The organism is Streptomyces sp. NBC_00289 (assembly GCF_041435115.1).
Classification (GTDB): Bacteria; Actinomycetota; Actinomycetes; order Streptomycetales; family Streptomycetaceae; genus Streptomyces.
In genome coordinates this window covers 7,447,478-7,467,903 of sequence record NZ_CP108046.1, presented here as the reverse complement: position 1 = coordinate 7,467,903, position 20,426 = coordinate 7,447,478, and the positions used below count along the sequence as shown (strand labels likewise).

General features: G+C 72.4%; 25 protein-coding genes. 4 read left to right on the top strand and 21 right to left on the bottom strand.

Features of this window, described 5'->3' with window-relative positions; genetic code table 11:
* The first annotated feature begins 43 nt into the window (after window positions 1–43).
* Both OG985_RS33760 and OG985_RS33755 read left to right on the top strand, forming a co-directional pair.
* On the top strand, window positions 44–1,249 hold the full coding sequence (locus OG985_RS33760; protein ID WP_371672141.1) for a CaiB/BaiF CoA transferase family protein: 1,206 nt from the start codon (window positions 44–46) through the stop codon (window positions 1,247–1,249).
* Between the two features lie 133 nt (window positions 1,250–1,382).
* Window positions 1,383–2,213: a CoA ester lyase gene (locus OG985_RS33755; RefSeq protein WP_371672140.1), complete on the top strand. Its 831-nt coding sequence runs from the start codon at window positions 1,383–1,385 to the stop codon at window positions 2,211–2,213.
* An 84-nt stretch (window positions 2,214–2,297) separates the two neighbouring features.
* On the opposite strand, the gene lgt is transcribed toward OG985_RS33755, so the two are convergent.
* The 11 genes from lgt to hisI all read right to left on the bottom strand — a co-directional run bounded on the left by lgt (window position 2,298) and on the right by hisI (window position 11,414).
* A complete protein-coding gene (gene lgt / locus OG985_RS33750; protein ID WP_371672139.1) occupies window positions 2,298–3,341 on the bottom strand; it encodes a prolipoprotein diacylglyceryl transferase in 1,044 nt (347 codons plus the stop codon).
* Between the two features lie 84 nt (window positions 3,342–3,425).
* The gene (locus OG985_RS33745; protein WP_371672138.1) at window positions 3,426–4,202 is read right to left on the bottom strand and encodes a DsbA family protein; all 777 of its coding nucleotides are present in this window, start codon (window positions 4,200–4,202) and stop codon (window positions 3,426–3,428) included.
* Between the two features lie 129 nt (window positions 4,203–4,331).
* Window positions 4,332–5,150 carry a tryptophan synthase subunit alpha gene (gene trpA / locus OG985_RS33740; protein ID WP_371672137.1) on the bottom strand — a complete coding sequence of 273 codons (819 nt, stop codon included), beginning with the start codon at window positions 5,148–5,150 and terminating at the stop codon, window positions 4,332–4,334.
* Window positions 5,147–6,433: a tryptophan synthase subunit beta gene (gene trpB / locus OG985_RS33735; protein WP_371672136.1), complete on the bottom strand. Its 1,287-nt coding sequence runs from the start codon at window positions 6,431–6,433 to the stop codon at window positions 5,147–5,149. The genes trpA and trpB overlap by 4 nt, the downstream gene beginning before the upstream one ends.
* A gap of 57 nt (window positions 6,434–6,490) precedes the next feature.
* Window positions 6,491–6,832: a tryptophan biosynthesis modulator TrpM gene (trpM, locus tag OG985_RS33730; protein ID WP_371672135.1), complete on the bottom strand. Its 342-nt coding sequence runs from the start codon at window positions 6,830–6,832 to the stop codon at window positions 6,491–6,493.
* Between the two features lie 3 nt (window positions 6,833–6,835).
* Window positions 6,836–7,645, bottom strand: a complete 810-nt coding sequence (gene trpC / locus OG985_RS33725; RefSeq protein WP_371672134.1) for an indole-3-glycerol phosphate synthase TrpC — start codon at window positions 7,643–7,645, stop codon at window positions 6,836–6,838.
* A gap of 178 nt (window positions 7,646–7,823) precedes the next feature.
* Window positions 7,824–8,315, bottom strand: coding sequence for a DUF2752 domain-containing protein (locus OG985_RS33720; protein ID WP_371672133.1), 492 nt, complete (start codon window positions 8,313–8,315; stop codon window positions 7,824–7,826).
* 64 nt (window positions 8,316–8,379) lie between these two features.
* Entirely contained in the window at window positions 8,380–8,631 is a 252-nt protein-coding gene (locus tag OG985_RS33715) for an HGxxPAAW family protein (protein ID WP_371672132.1), read from the bottom strand.
* Window positions 8,632–8,748: 117 nt separating this feature from the next.
* Window positions 8,749–9,390 (bottom strand): TIGR02234 family membrane protein, encoded by a 642-nt coding sequence (locus OG985_RS33710; RefSeq protein WP_371672131.1) that lies wholly within the window; start codon window positions 9,388–9,390, stop codon window positions 8,749–8,751.
* Window positions 9,391–9,474: 84 nt separating this feature from the next.
* A complete protein-coding gene (locus OG985_RS33705; protein WP_371672130.1) occupies window positions 9,475–10,953 on the bottom strand; it encodes an anthranilate synthase component I in 1,479 nt (492 codons plus the stop codon).
* A gap of 11 nt (window positions 10,954–10,964) precedes the next feature.
* Window positions 10,965–11,414, bottom strand: a complete 450-nt coding sequence (hisI, locus tag OG985_RS33700) for a phosphoribosyl-AMP cyclohydrolase (protein ID WP_371672129.1) — start codon at window positions 11,412–11,414, stop codon at window positions 10,965–10,967.
* A gap of 140 nt (window positions 11,415–11,554) precedes the next feature.
* Between hisI and OG985_RS33695 the strand changes: the two genes are divergently transcribed.
* On the top strand, window positions 11,555–12,190 hold the full coding sequence (locus OG985_RS33695) for a TIGR03085 family metal-binding protein (RefSeq protein WP_371672128.1): 636 nt from the start codon (window positions 11,555–11,557) through the stop codon (window positions 12,188–12,190).
* A gap of 16 nt (window positions 12,191–12,206) precedes the next feature.
* A complete protein-coding gene (locus tag OG985_RS33690; RefSeq protein WP_371672127.1) occupies window positions 12,207–12,605 on the top strand; it encodes a VOC family protein in 399 nt (132 codons plus the stop codon).
* Window positions 12,606–12,627: 22 nt separating this feature from the next.
* On the opposite strand, the gene OG985_RS33685 is transcribed toward OG985_RS33690, so the two are convergent.
* From OG985_RS33685 to hisD, 10 genes are all read right to left on the bottom strand, one after another.
* The gene (locus tag OG985_RS33685; RefSeq protein ID WP_371672125.1) at window positions 12,628–13,902 is read right to left on the bottom strand and encodes an MFS transporter; all 1,275 of its coding nucleotides are present in this window, start codon (window positions 13,900–13,902) and stop codon (window positions 12,628–12,630) included.
* Between the two features lie 14 nt (window positions 13,903–13,916).
* A complete protein-coding gene (locus OG985_RS33680; RefSeq protein ID WP_371672124.1) occupies window positions 13,917–14,504 on the bottom strand; it encodes an ArsR/SmtB family transcription factor in 588 nt (195 codons plus the stop codon).
* A gap of 150 nt (window positions 14,505–14,654) precedes the next feature.
* On the bottom strand, window positions 14,655–15,410 hold the full coding sequence (gene hisF / locus OG985_RS33675; protein WP_371672123.1) for an imidazole glycerol phosphate synthase subunit HisF: 756 nt from the start codon (window positions 15,408–15,410) through the stop codon (window positions 14,655–14,657).
* Entirely contained in the window at window positions 15,407–15,802 is a 396-nt protein-coding gene (locus OG985_RS33670; protein WP_371672122.1) for a RidA family protein, read from the bottom strand. The genes hisF and OG985_RS33670 overlap by 4 nt, the downstream gene beginning before the upstream one ends.
* Window positions 15,799–16,524 carry a bifunctional 1-(5-phosphoribosyl)-5-((5-phosphoribosylamino)methylideneamino)imidazole-4-carboxamide isomerase/phosphoribosylanthranilate isomerase PriA gene (gene priA / locus OG985_RS33665; RefSeq protein ID WP_371672121.1) on the bottom strand — a complete coding sequence of 242 codons (726 nt, stop codon included), beginning with the start codon at window positions 16,522–16,524 and terminating at the stop codon, window positions 15,799–15,801. Before priA ends, OG985_RS33670 begins: the two co-directional genes overlap by 4 nt.
* The gene (hisH, locus tag OG985_RS33660; protein ID WP_371674578.1) at window positions 16,521–17,168 is read right to left on the bottom strand and encodes an imidazole glycerol phosphate synthase subunit HisH; all 648 of its coding nucleotides are present in this window, start codon (window positions 17,166–17,168) and stop codon (window positions 16,521–16,523) included. Before hisH ends, priA begins: the two co-directional genes overlap by 4 nt.
* Window positions 17,159–17,323 (bottom strand): hypothetical protein, encoded by a 165-nt coding sequence (locus OG985_RS33655; RefSeq protein WP_358795182.1) that lies wholly within the window; start codon window positions 17,321–17,323, stop codon window positions 17,159–17,161. Before OG985_RS33655 ends, hisH begins: the two co-directional genes overlap by 10 nt.
* Complete coding sequence (gene hisB / locus OG985_RS33650; protein WP_371672120.1) at window positions 17,320–17,922, bottom strand: imidazoleglycerol-phosphate dehydratase HisB; 603 nt, start codon at window positions 17,920–17,922, stop codon at window positions 17,320–17,322. Before hisB ends, OG985_RS33655 begins: the two co-directional genes overlap by 4 nt.
* Window positions 17,919–19,058, bottom strand: a complete 1,140-nt coding sequence (locus OG985_RS33645) for a histidinol-phosphate transaminase (RefSeq protein WP_371672119.1) — start codon at window positions 19,056–19,058, stop codon at window positions 17,919–17,921. The genes hisB and OG985_RS33645 overlap by 4 nt, the downstream gene beginning before the upstream one ends.
* On the bottom strand, window positions 19,055–20,380 hold the full coding sequence (gene hisD / locus OG985_RS33640) for a histidinol dehydrogenase (RefSeq protein ID WP_371672118.1): 1,326 nt from the start codon (window positions 20,378–20,380) through the stop codon (window positions 19,055–19,057). The genes OG985_RS33645 and hisD overlap by 4 nt, the downstream gene beginning before the upstream one ends.
* Window positions 20,381–20,426: the final 46 nt, after the last annotated feature.

The following is a 20,426-nucleotide window of genomic DNA, read 5'->3' as shown; positions in this document are numbered from 1 at the left end:
CCGGCAGCACGCACCCGGACCTGGTCACCGCGCGGTGCGGCGCATGACCCGGCAGCCCCCGGCCCCGCCGCCCCTGACCGGCCTGCGCGTCCTCGACCTCGCCACCCTCTTCGCCGGTCCGCTCTCCGCCACCCTGCTCGGCGACTTCGGCGCGGAGGTCATCAAGATCGAGCACCCGAAGAAACCGGACCCCTCCCGCGGCCACGGCCCCTCGAAGGACGGGGTGGGCCTGTGGTGGAAACTCCTGGGCCGCAACAAGCGCACCATCACCCTCGACCTGTCGACCCGGGGCGGCCGGGCGACCCTCCTGCGCCTCGCCGCCACGGCCGACGTGATCATCGAGAACTTCCGTCCGGGCACCCTGGAGAAATGGGACCTGGGCTGGCCCGAGCTGTCCGCCGTCAACCCGCGCCTGGTCCTCACCCGGGTCACCGGCTTCGGGCAGTTCGGCCCGTACGCGCACCGCCCCGGTTTCGGCACCCTGGCCGAGGCGATGAGCGGCTTCGCCGCGATCACGGGAGAACCGGACGCGCCCCCGACCCTTCCGCCCTTCGGCCTGGCCGACTCCATCGCGGGGCTCGCCACCGCCTACGCCGTCATGACGGCACTCGCCGCCCGCGACCGCACCGGCGAGGGGCAGGTCGTCGACATGGCGATCATCGAACCGATCCTGACCGTGCTCGGCCCGCAGCCCATCTGGTACGACCAGCTCGGCCACGTCCAGCCCCGGACCGGCAACCGCTCCCAGAACAACGCCCCGCGCAACACCTACCGGACCTCGGACGGCAACTGGGTGGCCGTCTCCACGTCCGCCCAGTCGGTGGCGGAACGCGTGATGCACCTGGTGGGCCGCCCCGAGCTGATCGACGAGCCCTGGTTCGCGACCGGCGCCGAACGGGCCGAGCACTGCGACGTGCTGGACGCGGCGGTCGGCACCTGGATCGCCGAGCGCACCCGCGACGAGGTCCTCGCCGCCTTCGAGAAGGCGGAGGCGGCGGTGGCCCCGATCCAGGACGTACGGGAGGTGATGACAGACCCCCAGTACCTGGCCCTCGACACCGTCACCACCGTCGACGACCCCGAACTGGGCCCGCTGCGCATGCAGAACGTCCTCTTCCGGCTCTCCGCCACCCCCGGCGCGATCCGCTGGGCGGGCCGCCCGCACGGCGCGGACACGGACACGGTCCTGACCGAACTCGGCCTGACCCCCTCCGACCTGGTCACCCTCCGCACCGAGGGAGCCGTGTGACCCCCGCCCGCCTGACCTGGCGACACACCCCGCCCGACCACCCGACGGTCATCGACACGCCTACAACGACACCCGCCCCGAACCACACGGCCACCCGCGCCGAACCGACCCCCCTCCGCCCGAAGGGAGCCCCGTGACGCCCGTCCCCCTCACCTGGCTGTACGCCCCGGGCGACCGGCCGGCCGTGGTCGCGAAGGCGCTGACCGCCGGTGCCGACGTGGTGGTGATCGACCTGGAGGACGCGGTCGCCCCCGACCGCAAGGAGCAGGCCCGGGCGGCCACCGCCGAACTTCTCGCCGAGCCGCAGCCCGTCCCGGTTCACGTCCGGGTGAACGCGCTGGACGGGCCCCTGGCAGCCGGTGACCTCGAGGCGGTGGCCGGTCTCCCGGGGGTGTCCGGCCTCCGTCTGCCGAAGGTGACGACCGCCGAGCAGATCGTCCGCGTGGCGCGGGCCACCGCGCCCGCCGACGGCGGCACACCCCCGCTGTACGCCCTCCTGGAATCCGCCCTGGGCGTCGAACAGGCCTACGCGATCGCCTCCGCGCACCCGGCCCTGCGCGGCATCACCCTCGGCGAAGCCGACCTGCGGGCCGACCTGGGCGTACGGGAGGAGGCGGGACTCGACTGGTCCCGCTCCCGTGTCGTCGTTGCGGCCAGAGCCGCCGGACTCGCCCCGCCGCCCCAGTCGGTCCATCCCGACATCCGCGACCTGGAGGGCCTGGCGGCGTCCTGCGCGCACGGCCGCACCCTAGGCTTCCTCGGCCGAGCCGCCATCCACCCGCGCCAGCTCCCCATCATCGAGCGGTCCTACCTGCCGACCGAGCAGGAGATCGAACAGGCGGAGACGATCGTGAAGGCGGCGACACGCGAACAGGGCGCCCAGGCGCTGCCGGACGGCCGCTTCGTCGACGCGGCGGTGGTCGCGGCCGCCCAGCGCACGCTGTCCCTGGCCCAACGGCGCTGAGCCGGTCGCGCCGCCGGCCCGGCTACGTCGACGAGGGCGCCCGGGAAGCGATCCCGGGCGCCCTCGTCGACGTATGACCAGCCGTCAGCTCTTCTTCGCCGAACCGGCCTCGTCGTTCGCCTCGTCGTCGGCGTGTGTCTCGTCCTCGGCGGGTTCCGCCACGTCGCCGCCCGGCTGCGGGTCCGAGTCCGGGTCCGTGTCCTCCTGCCGGTCCGAGGCTTCGGCATCAGCCTTGCCCTCGGCCTCGACCTCGGCCTCGGCATCGGCGTTCTCCGCCTCCACCTCGGTCTCAGTCTCGGTCTCACCGTCGGAAACACCCGGCTCCACCACGGTCTCGCGGCCCGGGCACTTCTTCGCGGACAGCACCATGTACGTCACGGCGAGGACGAACACGACCAGCGCGGTCCAGTCGTTGAGCCGCAGGCCCAGGATGTGGTGGGCGTCGTCGACGCGCAGGTACTCGATCCACGCGCGGCCCACGCAGTACGCGGCGACGTACAGCGCGAACGCCCGCCCATGGCCCAGCTTGAAGCGGCGGTCGGCCCAGATGACGAGCAGCGCGACACCCAGGCACCACAGGGACTCGTAGAGGAACGTCGGGTGGTAGGTGCCCGGCACCCGTCCGTCCGTCGAGGACGTGATCTTCAGCGCCCACGGCAGATCGGTGGGCTTCCCGTACAGCTCCTGGTTGAACCAGTTGCCCCAGCGGCCGAGCGCCTGGGCCAGGGCGATGCCGGGGGCGAGGGCGTCGGCCCACGCGGGCAGCGGGATGCCCCGGCGCCGGCAGCCGATCCAGGCGCCGAGTCCGCCGAGCGCAATCGCGCCCCAGATGCCGAGGCCGCCCTCCCACACCTTGAAGGCGTCCACCCAGTCGCGGCCCTCGCTGAAGTACAGCTCGTAGTCCGTGATCACGTGGTAGAGGCGGCCGCCGACGAGGCCGAAGGGCACGGCCCAGACCGCGATGTCGGCCACCGTGCCGGCCCGCCCGCCGCGGGCGATCCAGCGCCTGTTGCCGAGCCAGACCGCGACGAAGACACCGATGATGATGCAGAACGCGTAGCCGCGCAGCGGAATGGGGCCGAGATACAGCACCCCGCGCGAAGGGCTGGGAATGAAGGAAAGGTCCATGGCAGGGTCGACGCTACCCTGCCGGGCGGGGCACACGGCAAGCCGCCCGGCTACGGGTCCATAACGGGGGGACGTGAGAATCGCTCACCCCTTGGCGGCCTCCTGCACCTGCTGCTTCAGCTTCGCGGGGGTCATGGTCTGGTCCTGGTAGATGTTCTTGCCCCCCAGCAGGACGGTCGGGGTGCCGGAGAAACCGCCTGCCTGGAAGGCCTGGTTGGACTTCGCCACCCAGCTGTTGTGGGCACCGTCCTCCACACAGGTGCGGAACGCCGGCGTGACGAGGCCGTCGACCTTGGCCGCCAGCTCCAGAAGCTTGTCGTTCTGGGCGAAGGCGTCGTCGGTTTCCTTGGGCTGGTTCTCGTACAGCACGTCGTGGAAGGCGGTGAACTTCCCGGCGTCCTGGGCGCAGGCCGCCGCGTTGGCCGCGTTGCGGGAGCCCGTGCCGCCCATGTTCCCGTCGATGAGTGTCGCCAGGTGGTATTCGACCTTCAGCTGTCCGGCGGCCGTCAGTTCGTGGATCACCGGGCGGTACGCCGTCTCGAAGGCCTGGCAGGCCGGGCAGCGGAAGTCCTCCCAGACGGTGAGCGTCGACTTGGCGCTCTCCTTGCCGACCGGGATCGCGAGGCCGTCCTTGCCCTTGGCCCCCGACGGCGCCACGGCCGGGCCCGCCGAGTCACTGCCGTCGTCCTTGCCCGCGTTGGCCGCGACGATGCCGATCACCGCCGCGAGCCCCAGGACGCCGACGACGCTCGCGCCGACGATCAGCCCACGTCGCCGCTTCTGAGCGGACTTCTGCTTCTCACGCTCGACCGCCAGCCGCTCACGGGCGGTGCGCTTTGCCTCATGGTTCTTCTCGCTCACACCCGCAGAACGAACCGGGGAGGCGCAGCGCGCCTCCCCGGCCCCAGGTCCACCCGTTCGAGTGACCGGTCACCCATCGCGGTCCTGAGCTCGTCCTGCGCTTGTCCTGTCGCTCGTCCCGCGCGTGCCCTACGCCTGTCCGCGCACGCCCTTCGCGAGCTCGCCCGCCAGGGCGCGGACCGCCTCGATCCCCGCCGCGTCGTCCGGCGCGTCCAGCATCCGCTTCACGAAGGCCGAACCGACGATCACGCCGTCGGCGAAGCCGGCGACCTCGGCGGCCTGCGCCGCGTCGGAGACGCCGAGTCCGACGCAGACCGGCAGAGCGGCGTTCGTGGCCCGGGTGCGCTCCACCAGGTCCTGGGCCTGTGCGCCGACGGACGCGCGGGTGCCCGTGACGCCCATCAGCGAGGCGGCGTACACGAAGCCGGTGCCCGCCGAGGTGATCTTGGCGAGCCGCTCGTCCCGGCTGCTGGGCGCGACCACGAAGACCGTGGCGAGCCCGTGCTTCTCGGCGTGTTCGCGCCACAGCGCCGACTCCTGGACGGGCAGGTCGGGCAGGATGCAGCCGGCCCCGCCCGCCTCGGCCAGTTCGGCGGTGAAGCGCTCGACGCCGTAGCGGTCGATCGGGTTCCAGTACGTCATCACGAGCACCGGCTTCCCGGTGGCCTCGAACGCCTCCCGGACCGTGCGCATCACATCCGCGATCCTGACCCCGCCGCGCAGGGCGATGTCGTCGGCGGTCTGGATGACCGGGCCGTCGAGGACGGGGTCGCTGTGCGGCAGCCCCACCTCGACGACGTCCGCGCCGCCGTCGAAGACGGCCTTGATGGCCTCGATGCCGCCGTCCACGGTCGGGAACCCGGCCGGAAGGTAGGCGATGAGGGCGGAGCGGCCCTCCGTCCTGGCCGCGGCGAGGGTGTCGCTCAGCAGCTGGATGTTCCCGCTCACTTGGCGTCTCCCTCGATCTCGGCGATGTCGCCGTCCGCGTCGGCGGCGACCTCGGCATCCGTGTCGTACAGGCCGAAGTAGCGGGCGGCCGTGTCCATGTCCTTGTCGCCGCGGCCGGACAGGTTGATCACGATCAGCCCGTCCCTGCCCAGCTCCCTGCCGACCTCGAGGGCGCCGGCCAGCGCGTGGGCGCTCTCGATCGCCGGGATGATGCCTTCGGTGCGCGACAGCAGGCGCAGCGCCTGCATGGCCGCGTCGTCGGTGACCGCGCGGTACTCGGCGCGGCCGGTGTCCTTGAGGTAGGAGTGCTCGGGCCCGATGCCCGGGTAGTCCAGTCCGGCCGAGATCGAGTACGGCTCGGTGATCTGGCCCTCGTCGTCCTGGAGGACGTAGGACCGGGAGCCGTGCAGGATGCCGGGCTCGCCCGCGGTCAGGGTGGCCGCGTGCTCGCCGGTCTCGACACCGTGTCCGGCGGGCTCGCAGCCGATGAGGCGTACGTCCGTGTCCGGGATGAAGGCGTGGAAGAGGCCGATGGCGTTGGAGCCGCCGCCGACGCAGGCGACGGCGGCGTCGGGCAGCCGTCCGGCGCGCTCCAGGAGCTGGCGGCGCGCCTCGACGCCGATGACCCGGTGGAAGTCGCGCACCATGGCCGGGAAGGGGTGCGGGCCGGCCACGGTCCCGAAGAGGTAGTGGGTGCGGTCGACGTTGGCGACCCAGTCCCGGAACGCCTCGTTGATCGCGTCCTTGAGGGTGCGGCTGCCGGACTTCACGGCGACGACCTCGGCGCCCAGCATCCGCATCCGGGCGACGTTGAGTGCCTGGCGCTGGGTGTCGATCTCGCCCATGTAGATGGTGCACTCGAGGCCGAAGAGGGCGCAGGCGGTGGCCGTCGCGACGCCGTGCTGGCCGGCGCCGGTCTCCGCGATGACGCGGGTCTTGCCCATGCGCTTGGTGAGCAGGGCCTGACCCAGCACGTTGTTGATCTTGTGGGAGCCGGTGTGGTTGAGGTCCTCGCGCTTGAGGAACACCCGGGCACCACCGGCGTGCTCGGCGAACCTGGGCACCTCGGTGAGGCTGCTGGGGCGGCCGGTGTAGTGGACGAGCAGGTCGTCGAGCTCGCGGGCGAACTCGGGGTCGGACTTGGCCTTGTCGTACTCGACGGCGACCTCGTCCACGGCGGCGACGAGCGCCTCCGGGATGAACTTGCCGCCGAACGCGCCGAAGTAGCCCTCGACGCTGGGGACCTGACCCTCGGGGTCGGGAATGAAGAACTCGCTGGGCATGCGGAAACCTCACGGTGAGAGTGTGGGAAGACCAATCGCCGTGGGGACCCGGGGTGTTCAGCCGGCCGCGGGCCGGCTGGGGCTGCTCGCGCAGTTCCCCGCGCCCCCCGGGGGACGCCATCGCATCCCGTTGACCTGACCCGGCTCGTCACCGATGACGTACCGCACGCGCCGCCCGTGCACCCGCCGCGCGGGCGCCCGGCAGCCACGCGGCCGGCATCCGCGGGCCAGACGGGCGTACGGGTCCCTGGTCGCCATGGTGATCGAGAACATCGCGGGCGACTCTACCGGCGTACCGCCGTTCGTGTCGCCGCCCGCGGTCGGCCGCACGCACTCCGCCGGACCGGCCGGGTCACAGCCCGTACGGTCGGCGAGGAGGGTTCGGCCGGCGAGGGACACGGATCAGCCCCGCCCGTGCCGCAGCGCCGGGTGCTCGCCCGCGGCCACCAGGTCGGCCACCGCGGCCTTGGGGTCGCGGCCGGTGACGAGGGACTCGCCGACCAGGACCGCGTCGGCGCCGGCGTTGGCGTAGGCGATGAGGTCGTGCGGCCCGCGGACGCCCGACTCGGCGATCTTGACGAGGTGGGCGGGGATCTCGGGAGCCACCCGCTCGAACGTCGTGCGGTCGACCTCGAGCGTCTTGAGGTTACGCGCGTTGACGCCGATGATCTTGGCGCCCGCGTCCACCGCCCGGTCGACCTCGTCCTCGTCGTGGACCTCGACGATGGGCGTGAGCCCGATGGACTCGGCGCGCTCGATCAGGCTCTCCAGCGCGGGCTGGTCCAGGGCGGCGACGATGAGCAGCGCGAGGTCGGCGCCGTACGCCCGGGCCTCCCACAGCTGGTACGAGGTGACGATGAAGTCCTTGCGCAGCACGGGGATGTCCACGCGCGCGCGGACCGCCTCCAGGTCCGCCAGCGAACCGCCGAAGCGGCGCTGCTCGGTCAGCACGGAGATGACGGCCGCGCCGCCCGCCTCGTAGTCCGCGGCGAGCCGGGCCGGGTCGGCGATCGCGGCCAGGGCACCCTTGGACGGGCTGGAGCGCTTGACCTCGCAGATGACCTTGACGCCCTCGCCGCGCAGCGCGGCGACCCCGTCCTTGGCCGCGGGAGCCTTCGCCGCGCGCTCCTTGAGCTCGTCGAGGCTGACGCGCGCCTGCCGTTCCGCGAGGTCGGCACGGACGCCGTCGATGATCTCGTCGAGCACACTCACGCGAGCGGCCCCCTTCCAGACGGTTGACTGTTAAAGCGGTTGCGTTCTCGCCACCGGCCACCTCGTCGCATCGAACCGATGACGAAAACCGATGGTCACTTGCGATGGTATCCGCAGGAAGGCGCAGGCCTCACATCCGGTTGACGCCGGTCCCACTACCTGGACGTTCGTGAATTGATCAAGGGTGGAGCCGGCCACCGAACGGCAGGTTCCGGACAACCGTGAAGACCAGCAGCAGCGCACCCAGGCTCCACAGGTGCAGCGGCCCGAGTTCGATCCGCAGCGGCCGCCCGCGCAGGGAGCGGACCACCCAGACGGTCCACACCACCGCGAAGACGGCATAGGCCGCGACGGCCAGGGCGTTGTCGGTGAGCGCGCCCGCGAGGTCGCCGTGCACGAAGGCGTGCGCGCTGCGCAGCCCGCCGCAGCCGGGGCAGTAGACCCCGGCGTAGCGCAGCAGGGGGCAGGCCGGATAGTGGCCGGGCTGGTTGGGATCCACGGCGCCCACGTACGCGAAGGCTCCGACGACCGCCGCGAGGATGCCCGCGGGCACGGCCAGCCGGGCCGCCACGGACCCGGCGTCGGACGGCACCACCCTCTGGCTGTCGGCGTTCACGCTCGCATTGTGCCCCGCCCGGCCGCCACGCGCGCGAGAGGGGCGGCCCGGCATTCCTGCCGGACCGCCCCTCGGGCGGCTTTCCGTTCGGCTCCGCTGCCGGAGCCTCCTGCGTTGATCAGCCCTCGACGCTCGCCGGCTCCCGCTGCCCGGCGCCCTGGTGCACCGGGTGGGTCTCCTTCGGCATGCCCATGCCCATCGCGCGCATGATGCCGCCGACGACACCGCCGAGGACCACGATCGCCATGCCGGCCCAGAAACCCGCCGGGCTCGCCATCACCATGAAGGCGCCCGCGACGCAGAAACCGATGAAGGCGATGATGACACCGGTCCAGGCGGCCGGGGTGTGACCGTGGCTGCTGCCCGCCATGACTTGCTCCTCGTTGCTGTGTACGTGTCTGAGCCGGACGCTCACCCTCATTGTCCCGCACGCGCGCGGGAGAGGTGCCCGGGGGTCACCCCGCGTGCGGGCGCCGCCCGCACCGGGCTACGCGCCCGTGGGATCCTCGCCCCGGTCGAGTGCCTTCCAGATGTCCTCGGGCCGGTCGGGGTCCACGGCGGGCGCCCTGCGGCGCGGCCGGGGCGCGCCGGACCGCTCGTAGCGGCCCGACATCGCGGGCCACAGCCGGCCGTAGCGCAGGGCGAGCAGCCCGGCGAGGAGGATCAGTACGCCGCCGGCGGCCGCGACGTACGGCCAGGCGGTGTGGGTGAGCGCGCCGACGGTGGCCGAGGTGTCCCCGGAGGCCTGCGCGGCCTTGTCGTCGAGGGCGCCGCTGTCAGAGGCGCCGAGCAGGGCCGCGGCGACGATGCCCGCGCCGGAGAGCGCGAGCAGGGCGGCGACCAGGAGACGGCCCGCCTTGCGGACGGCGAAGACGGCGACGAGCGCGGCGAGGCCGACTATGGCGAGGGCCGCGGGAACGCCCGAGACGTCGCTGCCGCTGGCGGTCAGCGGGAAGTCGCCGCCGGCCACCGTGGCGGTGCCCTCCGACCACTGCTGCCGGGTGGCCAGCAGTGCCACGGCCGCGCCGAGCGCCCCGCTCAGCAGCGCGACGGCGAGACTTCGGCGGCCGGCCGGGGCGGGCCGGGCGGCTTCGGAACGAGGGTGCGGTACGGCAGTCACGTAGTCCACTATCGCCTGAACCCCGGGCGAAGCGGCACCCGGGGTTGAGTGATAAGCGCCCCAATGTGGTGCGAGCGCCGGACGGTGGGCGGCCTACGCGCCCAGGCGATTGGCCGTGTGCACCGCGCGGAGCACCGCGGCCGCCTTGTTGCGGCACTCGGTGTCCTCGGCGACCGGGTCGGAGTCGGCGACGATGCCGGCACCCGCCTGGACGTAGGCGGTGCCGTCCCGGAGCAGGGCCGTGCGGATGGCGATGGCGGTGTCGGAGTCGCCCGCGAAGTCGAGGTAGCCGACGCAGCCGCCGTACAACCCCCGCCGGGACGGCTCGAGTTCGTCGATGATCTGCATCGCGCGGGGCTTGGGGGCACCGGAGAGCGTGCCGGCCGGGAAACAGGCGGTCAGCACGTCGAAGGCGGTACGGCCGCGCGCGACCCGGCCCGTCACCGTCGACACGATGTGCATGACGTGGGAGTACCGCTCGACCGACATGAAGTCGACGACCTCGACCGAGCCGGGCTCGCAGACCCGTCCGAGGTCGTTGCGGCCGAGGTCGACGAGCATGAGGTGCTCGGCGCGTTCCTTGGGGTCGGCGAGCAGTTCGTCGGCCAGGGCCTGGTCCTCCTGCGGGGTCGCCCCGCGGTGCCGGGTGCCGGCGATGGGGTGGACCATGGCCCGCCCGTCCTCGACCTTGACCAGGGCTTCCGGGGAGGAGCCGACGACGTCGAAGCCCTCGAAGCGGAACAGGTACATGTAGGGCGAGGGGTTGGTCGCCCTGAGGACCCGGTAGACGTCCAGCGCGCTCGCCGTGCACGGTGTCTCGAACCGCTGCGACGGTACGACCTGGAAGGCCTCGCCCGCGCGGATGCGCTCCTTGACGTCCTCGACGGCCGCCTGGAAGTCGGGGCCGCCCCACAGCGCCGTGTAGGCGGGCAGCTCGGAGGGCGGGAGCACGGCGGGCGGCTGGGCGACCGGACGGGACAGGTCCGCCTCCATGGCGTCGAGCCGGGCCACCGCGTCGGCGTGCGCCTCGTCGACGCCCGTGTCGAGGTCGTTGTGGTTGATCGCGTTGGCGATCAGCAGGACCGAGCCCTCCCAGTGGTCCATGACGGCGAGGTCGCTGGTCAGGAGCATGGTCAGCTCGGGCAGCTTGAGGTCGTCGCGCTCGCCGGGACCGATCTTCTCCAGGCGGCGCACGATGTCGTAGCCGAGATAGCCGACCATGCCGCCGGTGAAGGGGGGCATCCCCTCCTGGTGGGGGGTGTGCAGGGCCTCGATGGTGGCGCGCAGGGCCACGAGCGGGTCGCCTTCGGCCGGGACCCCGACGGGTGGGGTGCCGAGCCAGTGGGCCTGACCGTCGCGCGCGGTGAGCGTGGCCGCCGAGCGGACGCCCACGAAGGAGTAGCGGGACCAGGTGCGGCCGTTCTCCGCGGACTCCAGCAGGAAGGTGCCGGGGCGCTCGGCGGCGAGCTTGCGGTAGAGCCCGACCGGGGTGTCGCCGTCGGCGAGGAGCTTGCGGGTGACGGGGATGACGCGGCGGTCGGTGGCCAGCTTGCGGAACGTCTCGAGGTCCATGGCGGCTGACCCTACTGATCCACGGCCGGTACGCCGGAATCGGCGTCCTTGAGCAGCACGTCGGCGTCGAAGCAGGTACGCGCGCCGGTGTGGCAGGCGGCGCCCACCTGGTCGACCCGGACGAGCACGGTGTCGGCGTCGCAGTCGAGCGCGACGGACTTGACGTGCTGCACATGGCCGGAGGTGTCGCCCTTGACCCAGTACTCCTGGCGGCTGCGCGACCAGTAGGTGCAGCGACCGGTGGTGAGGGTGCGGTGCAGCGCCTCGTCATCCATCCAGCCGAGCATGAGCACCTCGCCGGTGTCGTACTGCTGGGCGATGGCGGGGACGAGCCCGTCGGCGCTGCGCCTGAGGCGCGCGGCGATCTCGGGGTCGAGGCGACCGGAGGGAGAACCGTGCTGCGAAGCGCCTCGTTGGGGGGCGGAGGCCGGGCGACGGGCGGGCGGGGGCGTGCTGGTCATGGGTGCCATTGTGCCGCGCGCCACCGGCACTCCCGCGGGAGCGTCCACTGGGTGGAAGGGGCCGCGCGCGGCCCCTTCGGGGCGGGCTTTGGCCGGGCGACGGGTGGGCGGAGCGTGGAGGCGGTCGTACGCTGGCTGTCATGTCGACTTTCGCCAAGCGTGAACGACTTCTTCTGGCCGACCTGTTGGAGGCCGAGGGCCCGGAGGCCCCGACCCTCTGCGAGGGTTGGCTCACCCGTGACCTCGCCGCGCACGTGGTGGTGCGCGAGCGCAGGCCCGATGCCGCCGGCGGCATCCTGATCAAGCCGCTCGCCTCGCGCCTCGAACGGGTGATGGCGGAGTTCGCGGCCAAACCGTACGGGGAGCTGGTCCAGCTGATCCGTACCGGGCCGCCGCGCTTCTCGCCGTTCTCCCTCAAGCAGGTCGACGAGATGTCCAACACGGTCGAGTTCTACGTCCACACGGAGGACATCCGCCGGGCCCGGCCCGACTGGGCGCCGCGTGAGCTCGACCCGGTGTTCCAGGACGCCCTGTGGTCCCGCCTGGAGCGCACCGCGCGTCTGATGGGCCGGAGCGTCCCGACGGGCCTGGTGCTGCGGCGCCCGAACGGCGAGACGGCGGTCGCCCACCGCGGCACGCCGGTGGTGACGGTCACGGGCGAGCCGTCGGAGCTGTTGATGTTCGCGCACGGCCGGCAGAGCGCGGCCGACGTCGAGCTGGACGGCGAGAAGGACGCCATCGCGAGGCTGCACGAGGCGAAGCAGCTCGGTATCTGAGAGGACCCCGGCTGCCATGATCAAGGTTGCCATGACCAGTGTGTACGTCGACGACGTCGAGAAGGCCCACGCCTTCTACACCGGCGTCCTCGGCTTCGAGACCCGCCTGCACATGGATCTGGGCGGCGGCACGCTGTTCGTGACCGTGGGCGCGCCCGAGGGGGCCCAGTCCGACCTCCAGTTGCTGCTGGAGCCCGGCCAGGGTCCCATCGCGGAGCCGTACCGTACGGCGCTGCGGGAGGCGGGCCTCCCGTGCATCGTCTTCTCCGTCGACGACATCGCGGCCGAGCACGAGCGGCTGCGGCAGCTGGGCGTCCGGTTCACCCACGCGCCGCAGGAGCAGGGCCCGGTGATCACCGCCGTACTGGACGACACGGTGGGCAACCTGGTCCAGCTGTCGCAGCCCAAGGCCTGAGCGGGCGTGGCCGGGAACCGGGTCAGCGCGGCAGTTCGGCGCGGCGCAGGTCCCCGACGCTCAGGGCCACGACCCCGCCGAGCCCGCACACCACCGCGCTGACGACGAAGACCGGGCCGGTGCCCCAGGCGCCGATGGCCGCCGCCGACAGGGGCATGCTGAGCGGGGCGAAGCCGAGGCTGACCAGGCCGGAGACGGCGGTGACCCGGCCCAGGTAGGCGGGGTCGGCCTGGGTCTGCAGCAGGGCGCCGCACAGCGCGCCGCTCAGGCCGGCGAGCAGCCCGATGAGCAGGGCGGTGCCGACGGCCGCGAGGATGCCGGGGGCGAAGGCGAGGGCTCCGATCGCGACGGAGCCCGCGAGGATGGCGTACGCCGCGACCTGTCCGGCGTGCGGCAGCCGGCCGCGCAGGGTCAGCAGCAGCGAGACGGCGCCCGCGCCGGTGCCGAACCCGGCGAGCACCCAGCCCATCCCGGAGGCGCCCCAGCCGCGTTCGTCGGCGAGCAGGGTGAGCCCCACGTTGAGCGGGCCGACGAAGCCCAGGTCGCCGAGGGCGATGGCCAGCATCAGCGGGGCGAGGACCCGGTGCCGCCGGATGTAGCGCAGTCCGTCGACCAGGTCGCGCCGGGCGGTGCCGCCCCGTCCAGCCGGCCCGTCCGCACGTTCCGCCTTGTCGTCGGGGGGCAGGTCCCGCATCCGTACGGCGACCAGCAGGGGCACCGAGACCGCTATGAGCAGCCCCGCGAGGGCGAACGCGGCCGCGGCACCGCCCACCGCCACCGCGAGGCCGCCCAGCGGAGCGCCGACGATGCTCGCGAACCGGATGCCGAGGCCCCGCATGCCCTGCACGCGCGCGAGCTGGCCGCGACCGGTCAGGCGCGCGGGGAGGGCCCCCACCGCGGGCATGAACACGGCGTCGACGGCACCGAAGACCAGGGCGAGCAGCGCCAGCGGCCACAGCCCGGGGCTGGTGAGGAACAGCAGCCCGGCCACCGCGAGCACGGCCGCGCAGCGCACCGCGTCGCTCCCGATGACGACCCTGCGCGGCCCGAACCGGTCGGCGACCACTCCCCCGCCGAGCATCAGCAGGGCCCGCGGCACGGCGCTGACCGCCATGACCAGGCCGGCCTGCGACGGTGTTCCGGTCTGTACGGCCGCCCAGGACAGGGCGATGTAGTAGACGCTGTCGCCGACCATCGAGGCGGTGTACGCGGCGAGCCAGCGCAGGACGTTGCCGTCGCGGTGGGCGGGGAGTTCGGGGGCGAGCCGTTCGGACACGGCGGGCGCGATGGGGGTCACGGACGTGGCCTTCCTCAGACGCGGAACGGGAATCCGTACACGTGCAGCGCGACGTTCTCGCGCCCTTCGGTGTCGCCGGCGGCCTCGGCGGCCCGGCCCAGCTCGTCGTACTTCCTGGCGAGGGCCAGCAACTCGGCGCGCAGCTCGTCGAGTTCGGTGGCGGTGAGCCGCAGCAGGGACTCACTGTCGGGGGCGGCGGAGTTCCATTCGGGGCCCCAGGTGGGCCGTTCGTCGAGGTAGCGGCGGTACATGGCGGCGCGCTGGTCGTGGAAGAGCCGGGTGGCCGCGAGGTGGGCGGCGGCTCGCTCCGGGGCGTCCCGGAAGTCCTGGTCGCGGACGCTCACGCCCTCCGAGGAGGGCTGCCACCAGCGCTCCCGGCCGTCCCCGCTCTGCGCTTCGGCCGCCTCGATCAGCCCGTGCTCGGCCAGCTTCCGCAGGTGGTAGCTGACCAGTGACACGGCCTCGTCGACCTGGTCGGCCAGCTGTGAGGCGGTCGCCGTACCGGCCACGCACAGACCCCGGTAGAGCTGCATGCGCAGCGGGTGGGCGAGGGCCTTGAGGGTGCCCAGGTCCGTGATGGGGCGGTTCTCCATGCGAGCCATGCCCTCATCCTAGACGCGAAAGAAAAACTGCACAATAAATATTGCGCAACTTGTTTTGCGCAACTTCTCTTTCGGTGTCCGCGTCTCCGCACGACAGAGCCCCGGCCGTGTGACCGGGGCTCTGCGGAACAGCACGGGGCCGGGCCGACGTCACCTGACGGGTCGGCCCGCCTCCCGAAGTGCGTCCTTCACCTCGCCGATCCGCAGATCGCCGAAGTGGAACACGGACGCCGCCAGCACCGCGTCCGCGCCCGCCGCGACGGCCGGCGCGAAGTCGGCCAGCCGGCCCGCGCCGCCGGAGGCGATCACGGGAACACTCACGTGCTTGCGGACGGCCGCGATCATCTCCAGGTCGTAGCCGTCCTTCGTGCCGTCCGCGTCCATCGAGTTGAGCAGGATCTCGCCCGCGCCGAGCTCGGCGGCCCGGTGCGCCCACTCGACGGCGTCGATCCCGGTGCCCTTGCGGCCGCCGTGCGTGGTCACCTCGAAGGAGCCGGACTCCGTACGCCGGGCGTCCACGGACAGGACCAGCACCTGACGGCCGAAGCGCTCCGCGATCTCGCGGATGAGATCCGGGCGGGCGATGGCGGCCGTGTTGACGCCCACCTTGTCCGCGCCCGCCCGCAGCAGCTTGTCCACGTCCTCGGCCGTGCGGACGCCGCCGCCGACCGTGAGCGGGATGAAGACCTGCTCGGCCGTGCGGCGCACCACGTCGTAGGTGGTCTCGCGGTTGCCCGACGAGGCCGTGATGTCCAGGAACGTCAGCTCGTCGGCACCCTCGGCGTCGTACACCTTCGCCATCTCGACGGGGTCGCCCGCGTCGCGCAGGTTCTGGAAGTTGACGCCCTTGACGACCCGGCCGTTGTCCACGTCCAGGCAGGGGATCACGCGTACGGCCAGGGTCATGCGGACACCCCCCGGAACGCCTCCACCTCGACCTCGACGACCAGGCTGGGGTCCACGAAGCCGGAGACGATGAGCATGGAGGCGGCCGGCCGGACGGCGTCGAACAGCTCCTTGTGCGCCCGTCCGACGTCCTCCACGTCCCGGGCGTGGGTGATGTACATGCGCGTACGCACGACGTCCTCCCGGCCCAGACCCAGCTGCTCCAGCGCCGCGAACGCGACGTTGAAGGAGTTGACCGTCTGCTCGTACGGATCGCCCCCGGCGATCTCGCCGTCCACGATCGACGTGCAGCCGGAGATCAGCACCAGACCGTTCGGCAGCTCCACCGCGCGGGAGTAGCCGAAGGCGTCCTCCCAGGGCGCACCGGTCGTCACGCGTCGCACATCGCTCACTTGGCTACCGCCTCCAGGGCCTCTTCCAGGGTGAACGCCTTCGCGTACAGGGCCTTCCCGACGATCGAGCCCTCGACACCGAGCGGCACCAGCTCGGCGATGGCGCGCAGGTCGTCCAGGGAGGACACGCCACCGGAGGCGACGACCGGGCGGTCGGTGGCCGCGCAGACGTTCCTCAGCAGCTCCAGGTTCGGGCCCTGGAGCGTGCCGTCCTTGGCGATGTCCGTCACCACGTACCGCGCGCAGCCCTCGGAGTTGAGGCGCTCCAGCATCTCGTAGAGGTCGCCGCCGTCCCGCGTCCAGCCGCGGCCGCGCAGGGTCGTGCCCCGTACGTCGAGACCGACCGCGATCTTGTCGCCGTGCTGGGCGATCACCTTGGCGACCCACTCCGGGGTCTCCAGGGCGGCCGTGCCGAGATTCACCCGGGTGCAGCCGGTGGCCAGGGCGGCGGCCAGCGTGTCGTCGTCGCGGATACCGCCGGACAGCTCCACCTTGATGTCCATCGCCCCGGCCACCTCGGAGATCAGCGCCCGGTTGTCGCCGGTGCCGAACGCCGCGTCCAGGTCGACCAGGTGCAGCCACTCGGCGCCCGACCGCTGCCAGGCGAGGGCGGCCTCGAGCGGGGAACCGTACGAGGTCTCGGTGCCGGACTCGCCGTGCACCAGGCGGACGGCCTGGCCGTCGCGGACGTCGACGGCCGGAAGCAGTTCGAGCTTGCTCACAGTGTTCCGATCCAGTTGGTGAGGAGCTGGGCTCCGGCGTCGCCGGACTTCTCGGGGTGGAACTGCGTGGCCCACAGGGCGCCGTTCTCCACGGCGGCCACGAAGGGCTTGCCGTGCGTCGACCAGGTGACCAGCGGGGGGCGCAGCGCCGGGTTCCCGGTCTCCAGGCTCCAGTCGTGCACGGCGTAGGAGTGCACGAAGTAGAAGCGGGCGTCCGTGTCCAGCCCCGCGAACAGCTCGGAGCCGACCGGTGCCTCGACGGTGTTCCAGCCCATGTGGGGCACGATGTCGGCCTGCAGCGGCTCGACCGCGCCGGGCCACTCGTCGAGGCCCTCGGTCTCGACGCCGTGCTCGATGCCGCGAGCGAACAGGATCTGCATGCCGACGCAGATGCCCATCACGGGACGGCCACCCGCCAGCCGGCGGCCGATGATCCAGTCCCCGCGGGCCTCCTTGAGGCCCTGCATGCAGGCGGCGAAGGCCCCGACGCCCGGTACCAGCAGCCCGTCGGCGTTCATGGCCTTGTCGTAGTCACGGGTGATCTCGACCTCGGCGCCCGTGCGGGCGAGGGCACGCTCGGCGGAGCGGACGTTGCCGAAGCCGTAGTCGAAGACCACGACCTTCGTGGCTGCGCTCAATTCCAGACCTCCAGCCTCATGACGCCGGCGACGAGACACATCGCGGCGCCGATCGACAGCAGCACGATGAGGCTCTTCGGCATCTGCTGCTTGACGAAGGAGTAGATGCCGCCGGCCAGGAAGAGGCCGACGACGATCAGCAGGGTCGACAGGCCGGTCACAGCGCGCCCTTCGTGGAGGGGAGGATGCCGGCCGCGCGCGGGTCGCGCTCGGAGGCGTAGCGCAGCGCCCGCGCGAGCGCCTTGAACTGGCACTCCACGATGTGGTGCGCGTTGCGCCCGTAGGGCACGTGCACGTGCAGCGCGATCTGGGCCTGGGCGACGAAGGACTCCAGGATGTGCCGGGTCATCGTGGTGTCGTACTCGCCGATCATCGGCGCCATCTTCTCGGGCTCGGTGTGCACGAGGTAGGGCCGGCCGGACAGGTCGACGGTGACCTGGGCCAGCGACTCGTCCAGCGGGACCGTGCAGTTCCCGAACCGGTAGATCCCCACCTTGTCGCCGAGCGCCTGCTTGAAGGCGGCGCCGAGCGCGAGGGCGGTGTCCTCGATGGTGTGGTGGGAGTCGATGTGCAGGTCGCCCTCGGTCTTCACGGTGAGGTCGAACAGACCGTGCCGGCCGAGCTGGTCGAGCATGTGGTCGTAGAAGCCGACGCCGGTCGCCACATCGACCTGGCCGGTGCCGTCGAGGTCGATCTCGACGACGACCGATGTCTCCTTGGTGGTGCGCTCGACTCTGCCGACGCGTCCTTCGCGGGTCATGCGCTCTGCTCCTTCGGGGGTGTGGGGGTGCCCCCCACGTAACTCACCAGTTCACGGACCGCGTCGAGGAACGCGTCGTTCTCGGCCGGGGTCCCGGCGGTGACGCGCAGTCGGCCCGGTACGCCGTTGTCCCGGACCAGGACGCCCCGGTCGAGGATCTGCTGCCACACCTCGTGGGCGTCGTCGAACCGCCCGAACTGCACGAAGTTCGCGTCGGAGGCGGTCACCTCGTAGCCCATCGCCACCAGTTCGGTGACCAGCCGGTCCCGCTCGGACTTCAGCTGCTCGACGTACCCGAGCAGGGTGCCGGTGTGCTCCAGGGCGGCCAGGGCGGTCGCCTGGGTGACCGCCGAGAGGTGGTACGGCAGCCGTACCAGCTGCACCGCGTCCACCACCGCAGGGTGCGCGGCGAGGTAGCCGAGGCGCAGACCGGCCGCGCCGAAGGCCTTCGACATGGTCCGGGAGACGACCAGGTTCGGCCGCCCCTCGATCAGCGGCAGCAACGAGTCGCCGTGGCTGAACTCGACGTAGGCCTCGTCGACCACCACCATCGACGGCTTGGCGGCCTGCGCGGCCTCGTACAGCGCGATCACCGTCTCGGGCGGGACCGCGGTGCCGGTGGGGTTGTTGGGGGTCGTGACGAAGACGACGTCCGGCCCGTGCTCGGCGACGGCCTTCTCGGCCGCCGCGAGATCGATGGTGAAGTCCTCGTTGCGCGGGCCGGAGATCCACCCGGTGCCCGTGCCGCGCGCGATGAGACCGTGCATCGAGTACGACGGCTCGAAGCCGATCGCCGTACGGCCCGGTCCGCCGAAGGTCTGCAGCAGCTGCTGGATGACCTCGTTGGAGCCGTTGGCCGCCCAGAGGTTCGCGAGCCCTACCTCGTGACCGGAGGTGTCCGTCAGGTACCTGGCGAGCTGGGTGCGCAGCTCCACCGCGTCCCGGTCGGGGTAGCGGTTGAGGTTGCGGGCCGCCTCGCGCACCCGCTCGGTGATCCGCTCGACCAGCGCCTCGGGCAGCGGGTACGGGTTCTCGTTGGTGTTCAGCCGTACGGGGACGTCCAACTGGGGCGCGCCGTAGGGGGACTTGCCGCGCAGCTCGTCCCGTACGGGGAGATCGTCGATTCCGAAGTTCACTTGCTCGCCGGTACCTTCCACCCGAACCTGGCCTTGATCGCCGCCCCGTGGGCCGGCAGGTCCTCCGCCTCCGCCAGCGTCACCACGTGGTGCGCGACCTCGGCCAGCGCGTCCCGCGTGTAGTCGACGATGTGGATGCCGCGCAGGAAGGACTGGACGGACAGGCCGGAGGAGTGGCAGGCACAGCCGCCGGTGGGCAGGACGTGGTTGGAGCCGGCCGCGTAGTCGCCGAGCGAGACCGGCGCCCAGGGGCCGATGAAGATCGCGCCGGCGTTCTTCACCCGGTCCGCCACGGCGGCCGCGTCGGCCGTCTGGATCTCCAGGTGCTCGGCGCCGTACGCGTCGACCACCCGGAGCCCCTCGTCGACGCCGTCGACCAGGACGATGGCGGACTGCCGGCCCTTCAGCGCGGGCACGATCCGGTCGTCGATGTGCTTGGTGGCCGCGACCTGCGGCTCCAGCTCCTTCTCGACCGCTTCCGCGAGCGCGAGGGAGTCGGTGACGAGCACGGCGGCCGCCAGCGGGTCGTGCTCGGCCTGGCTGATCAGGTCGGCGGCGACGTGCACCGGGTCGGCGCTGTCGTCGGCGAGGACCGCGATCTCGGTCGGGCCGGCCTCGGCGTCGATGCCGATCTTGCCGGTGAAGTAGCGCTTGGCGGCGGCGACCCAGATGTTGCCGGGGCCGGTGACCATGTTGGCGGGCGGGCAGGACTCGGTGCCGTACGCGAACATCGCGACGGCGGTCGCGCCACCGGCCGCGTACACCTCGTCGACGCCGAGCAGCGCGCACGCGGCGAGGATCGTCGGGTGCGGCAGACCGCCGAAGTCGGCCTGCGCCGGGGAGGCGAGCGCGATCGACCCGACGCCGGCCTCCTGCGCCGGCACCACGTTCATGATCACGGACGACGGGTAGACGGACCGGCCGCCGGGGGCGTACAGCCCGACCCGCTCGACCGGCACCCACTTCTCGGTCACCGAACCGCCGGGCACGACCTGCGTGGTGTGGCCCGTACGGCGCTGCTCGCGGTGGACCAGACGGGCGCGGCGGATGGACTCCTCCAGGGCCGCGCGCACGGCCGGGTCGAGTGCCTCCAGCGCGTCCGCGATCGCCCGCGCCGGAACCCGTACCGACTCCAGGCGTACGCCGTCGAACTTCTCGGCGAAGTCGATCAGCGCCGCGTCGCCCCGATGATGCACGGCCTCGCAGATCGGGCGCACCTTCTCCAGGGCGGCCGCGACGTCGAAGTCGGCTCGGGGCAGCAGGTCGCGCAGGGCGGGGCCCTCGGGGAGGGCGTCGCCGCGCAGATCGATTCGGGAGATCACGTGGTCAATTCTCTCAGACCGGGATCGGGCGTCGTTCGCGCGTATC

Coding starts and splice junctions, on each gene's coding strand:
- OG985_RS33715 (WP_371672132.1), bottom strand. CDS start 8,631: ATGGCGGGCAGCAGCCACGGTCACACCCCGGCCGCCTGGACCGGTGTC.
- hisF (WP_371672123.1), bottom strand. CDS start 15,410: ATGACCCTGGCCGTACGCGTGATCCCCTGCCTGGACGTGGACAACGGC.
- lgt (WP_371672139.1), bottom strand. CDS start 3,341: ATGGACCTTTCCTTCATTCCCAGCCCTTCGCGCGGGGTGCTGTATCTC.
- OG985_RS33680 (WP_371672124.1), bottom strand. CDS start 14,504: ATGGCTCGCATGGAGAACCGCCCCATCACGGACCTGGGCACCCTCAAG.
- OG985_RS33760 (WP_371672141.1), top strand. CDS start 44: ATGACCCGGCAGCCCCCGGCCCCGCCGCCCCTGACCGGCCTGCGCGTC.
- OG985_RS33705 (WP_371672130.1), bottom strand. CDS start 10,953: ATGGACCTCGAGACGTTCCGCAAGCTGGCCACCGACCGCCGCGTCATC.
- trpB (WP_371672136.1), bottom strand. CDS start 6,433: ATGCCCAGCGAGTTCTTCATTCCCGACCCCGAGGGTCAGGTCCCCAGC.
- hisI (WP_371672129.1), bottom strand. CDS start 11,414: ATGACCAGCACGCCCCCGCCCGCCCGTCGCCCGGCCTCCGCCCCCCAA.
- hisB (WP_371672120.1), bottom strand. CDS start 17,922: ATGACCCGCGAAGGACGCGTCGGCAGAGTCGAGCGCACCACCAAGGAG.
- OG985_RS33690 (WP_371672127.1), top strand. CDS start 12,207: ATGATCAAGGTTGCCATGACCAGTGTGTACGTCGACGACGTCGAGAAG.
- OG985_RS33720 (WP_371672133.1), bottom strand. CDS start 8,315: ATGCCGGGCCGCCCCTCTCGCGCGCGTGGCGGCCGGGCGGGGCACAAT.
- OG985_RS33695 (WP_371672128.1), top strand. CDS start 11,555: ATGTCGACTTTCGCCAAGCGTGAACGACTTCTTCTGGCCGACCTGTTG.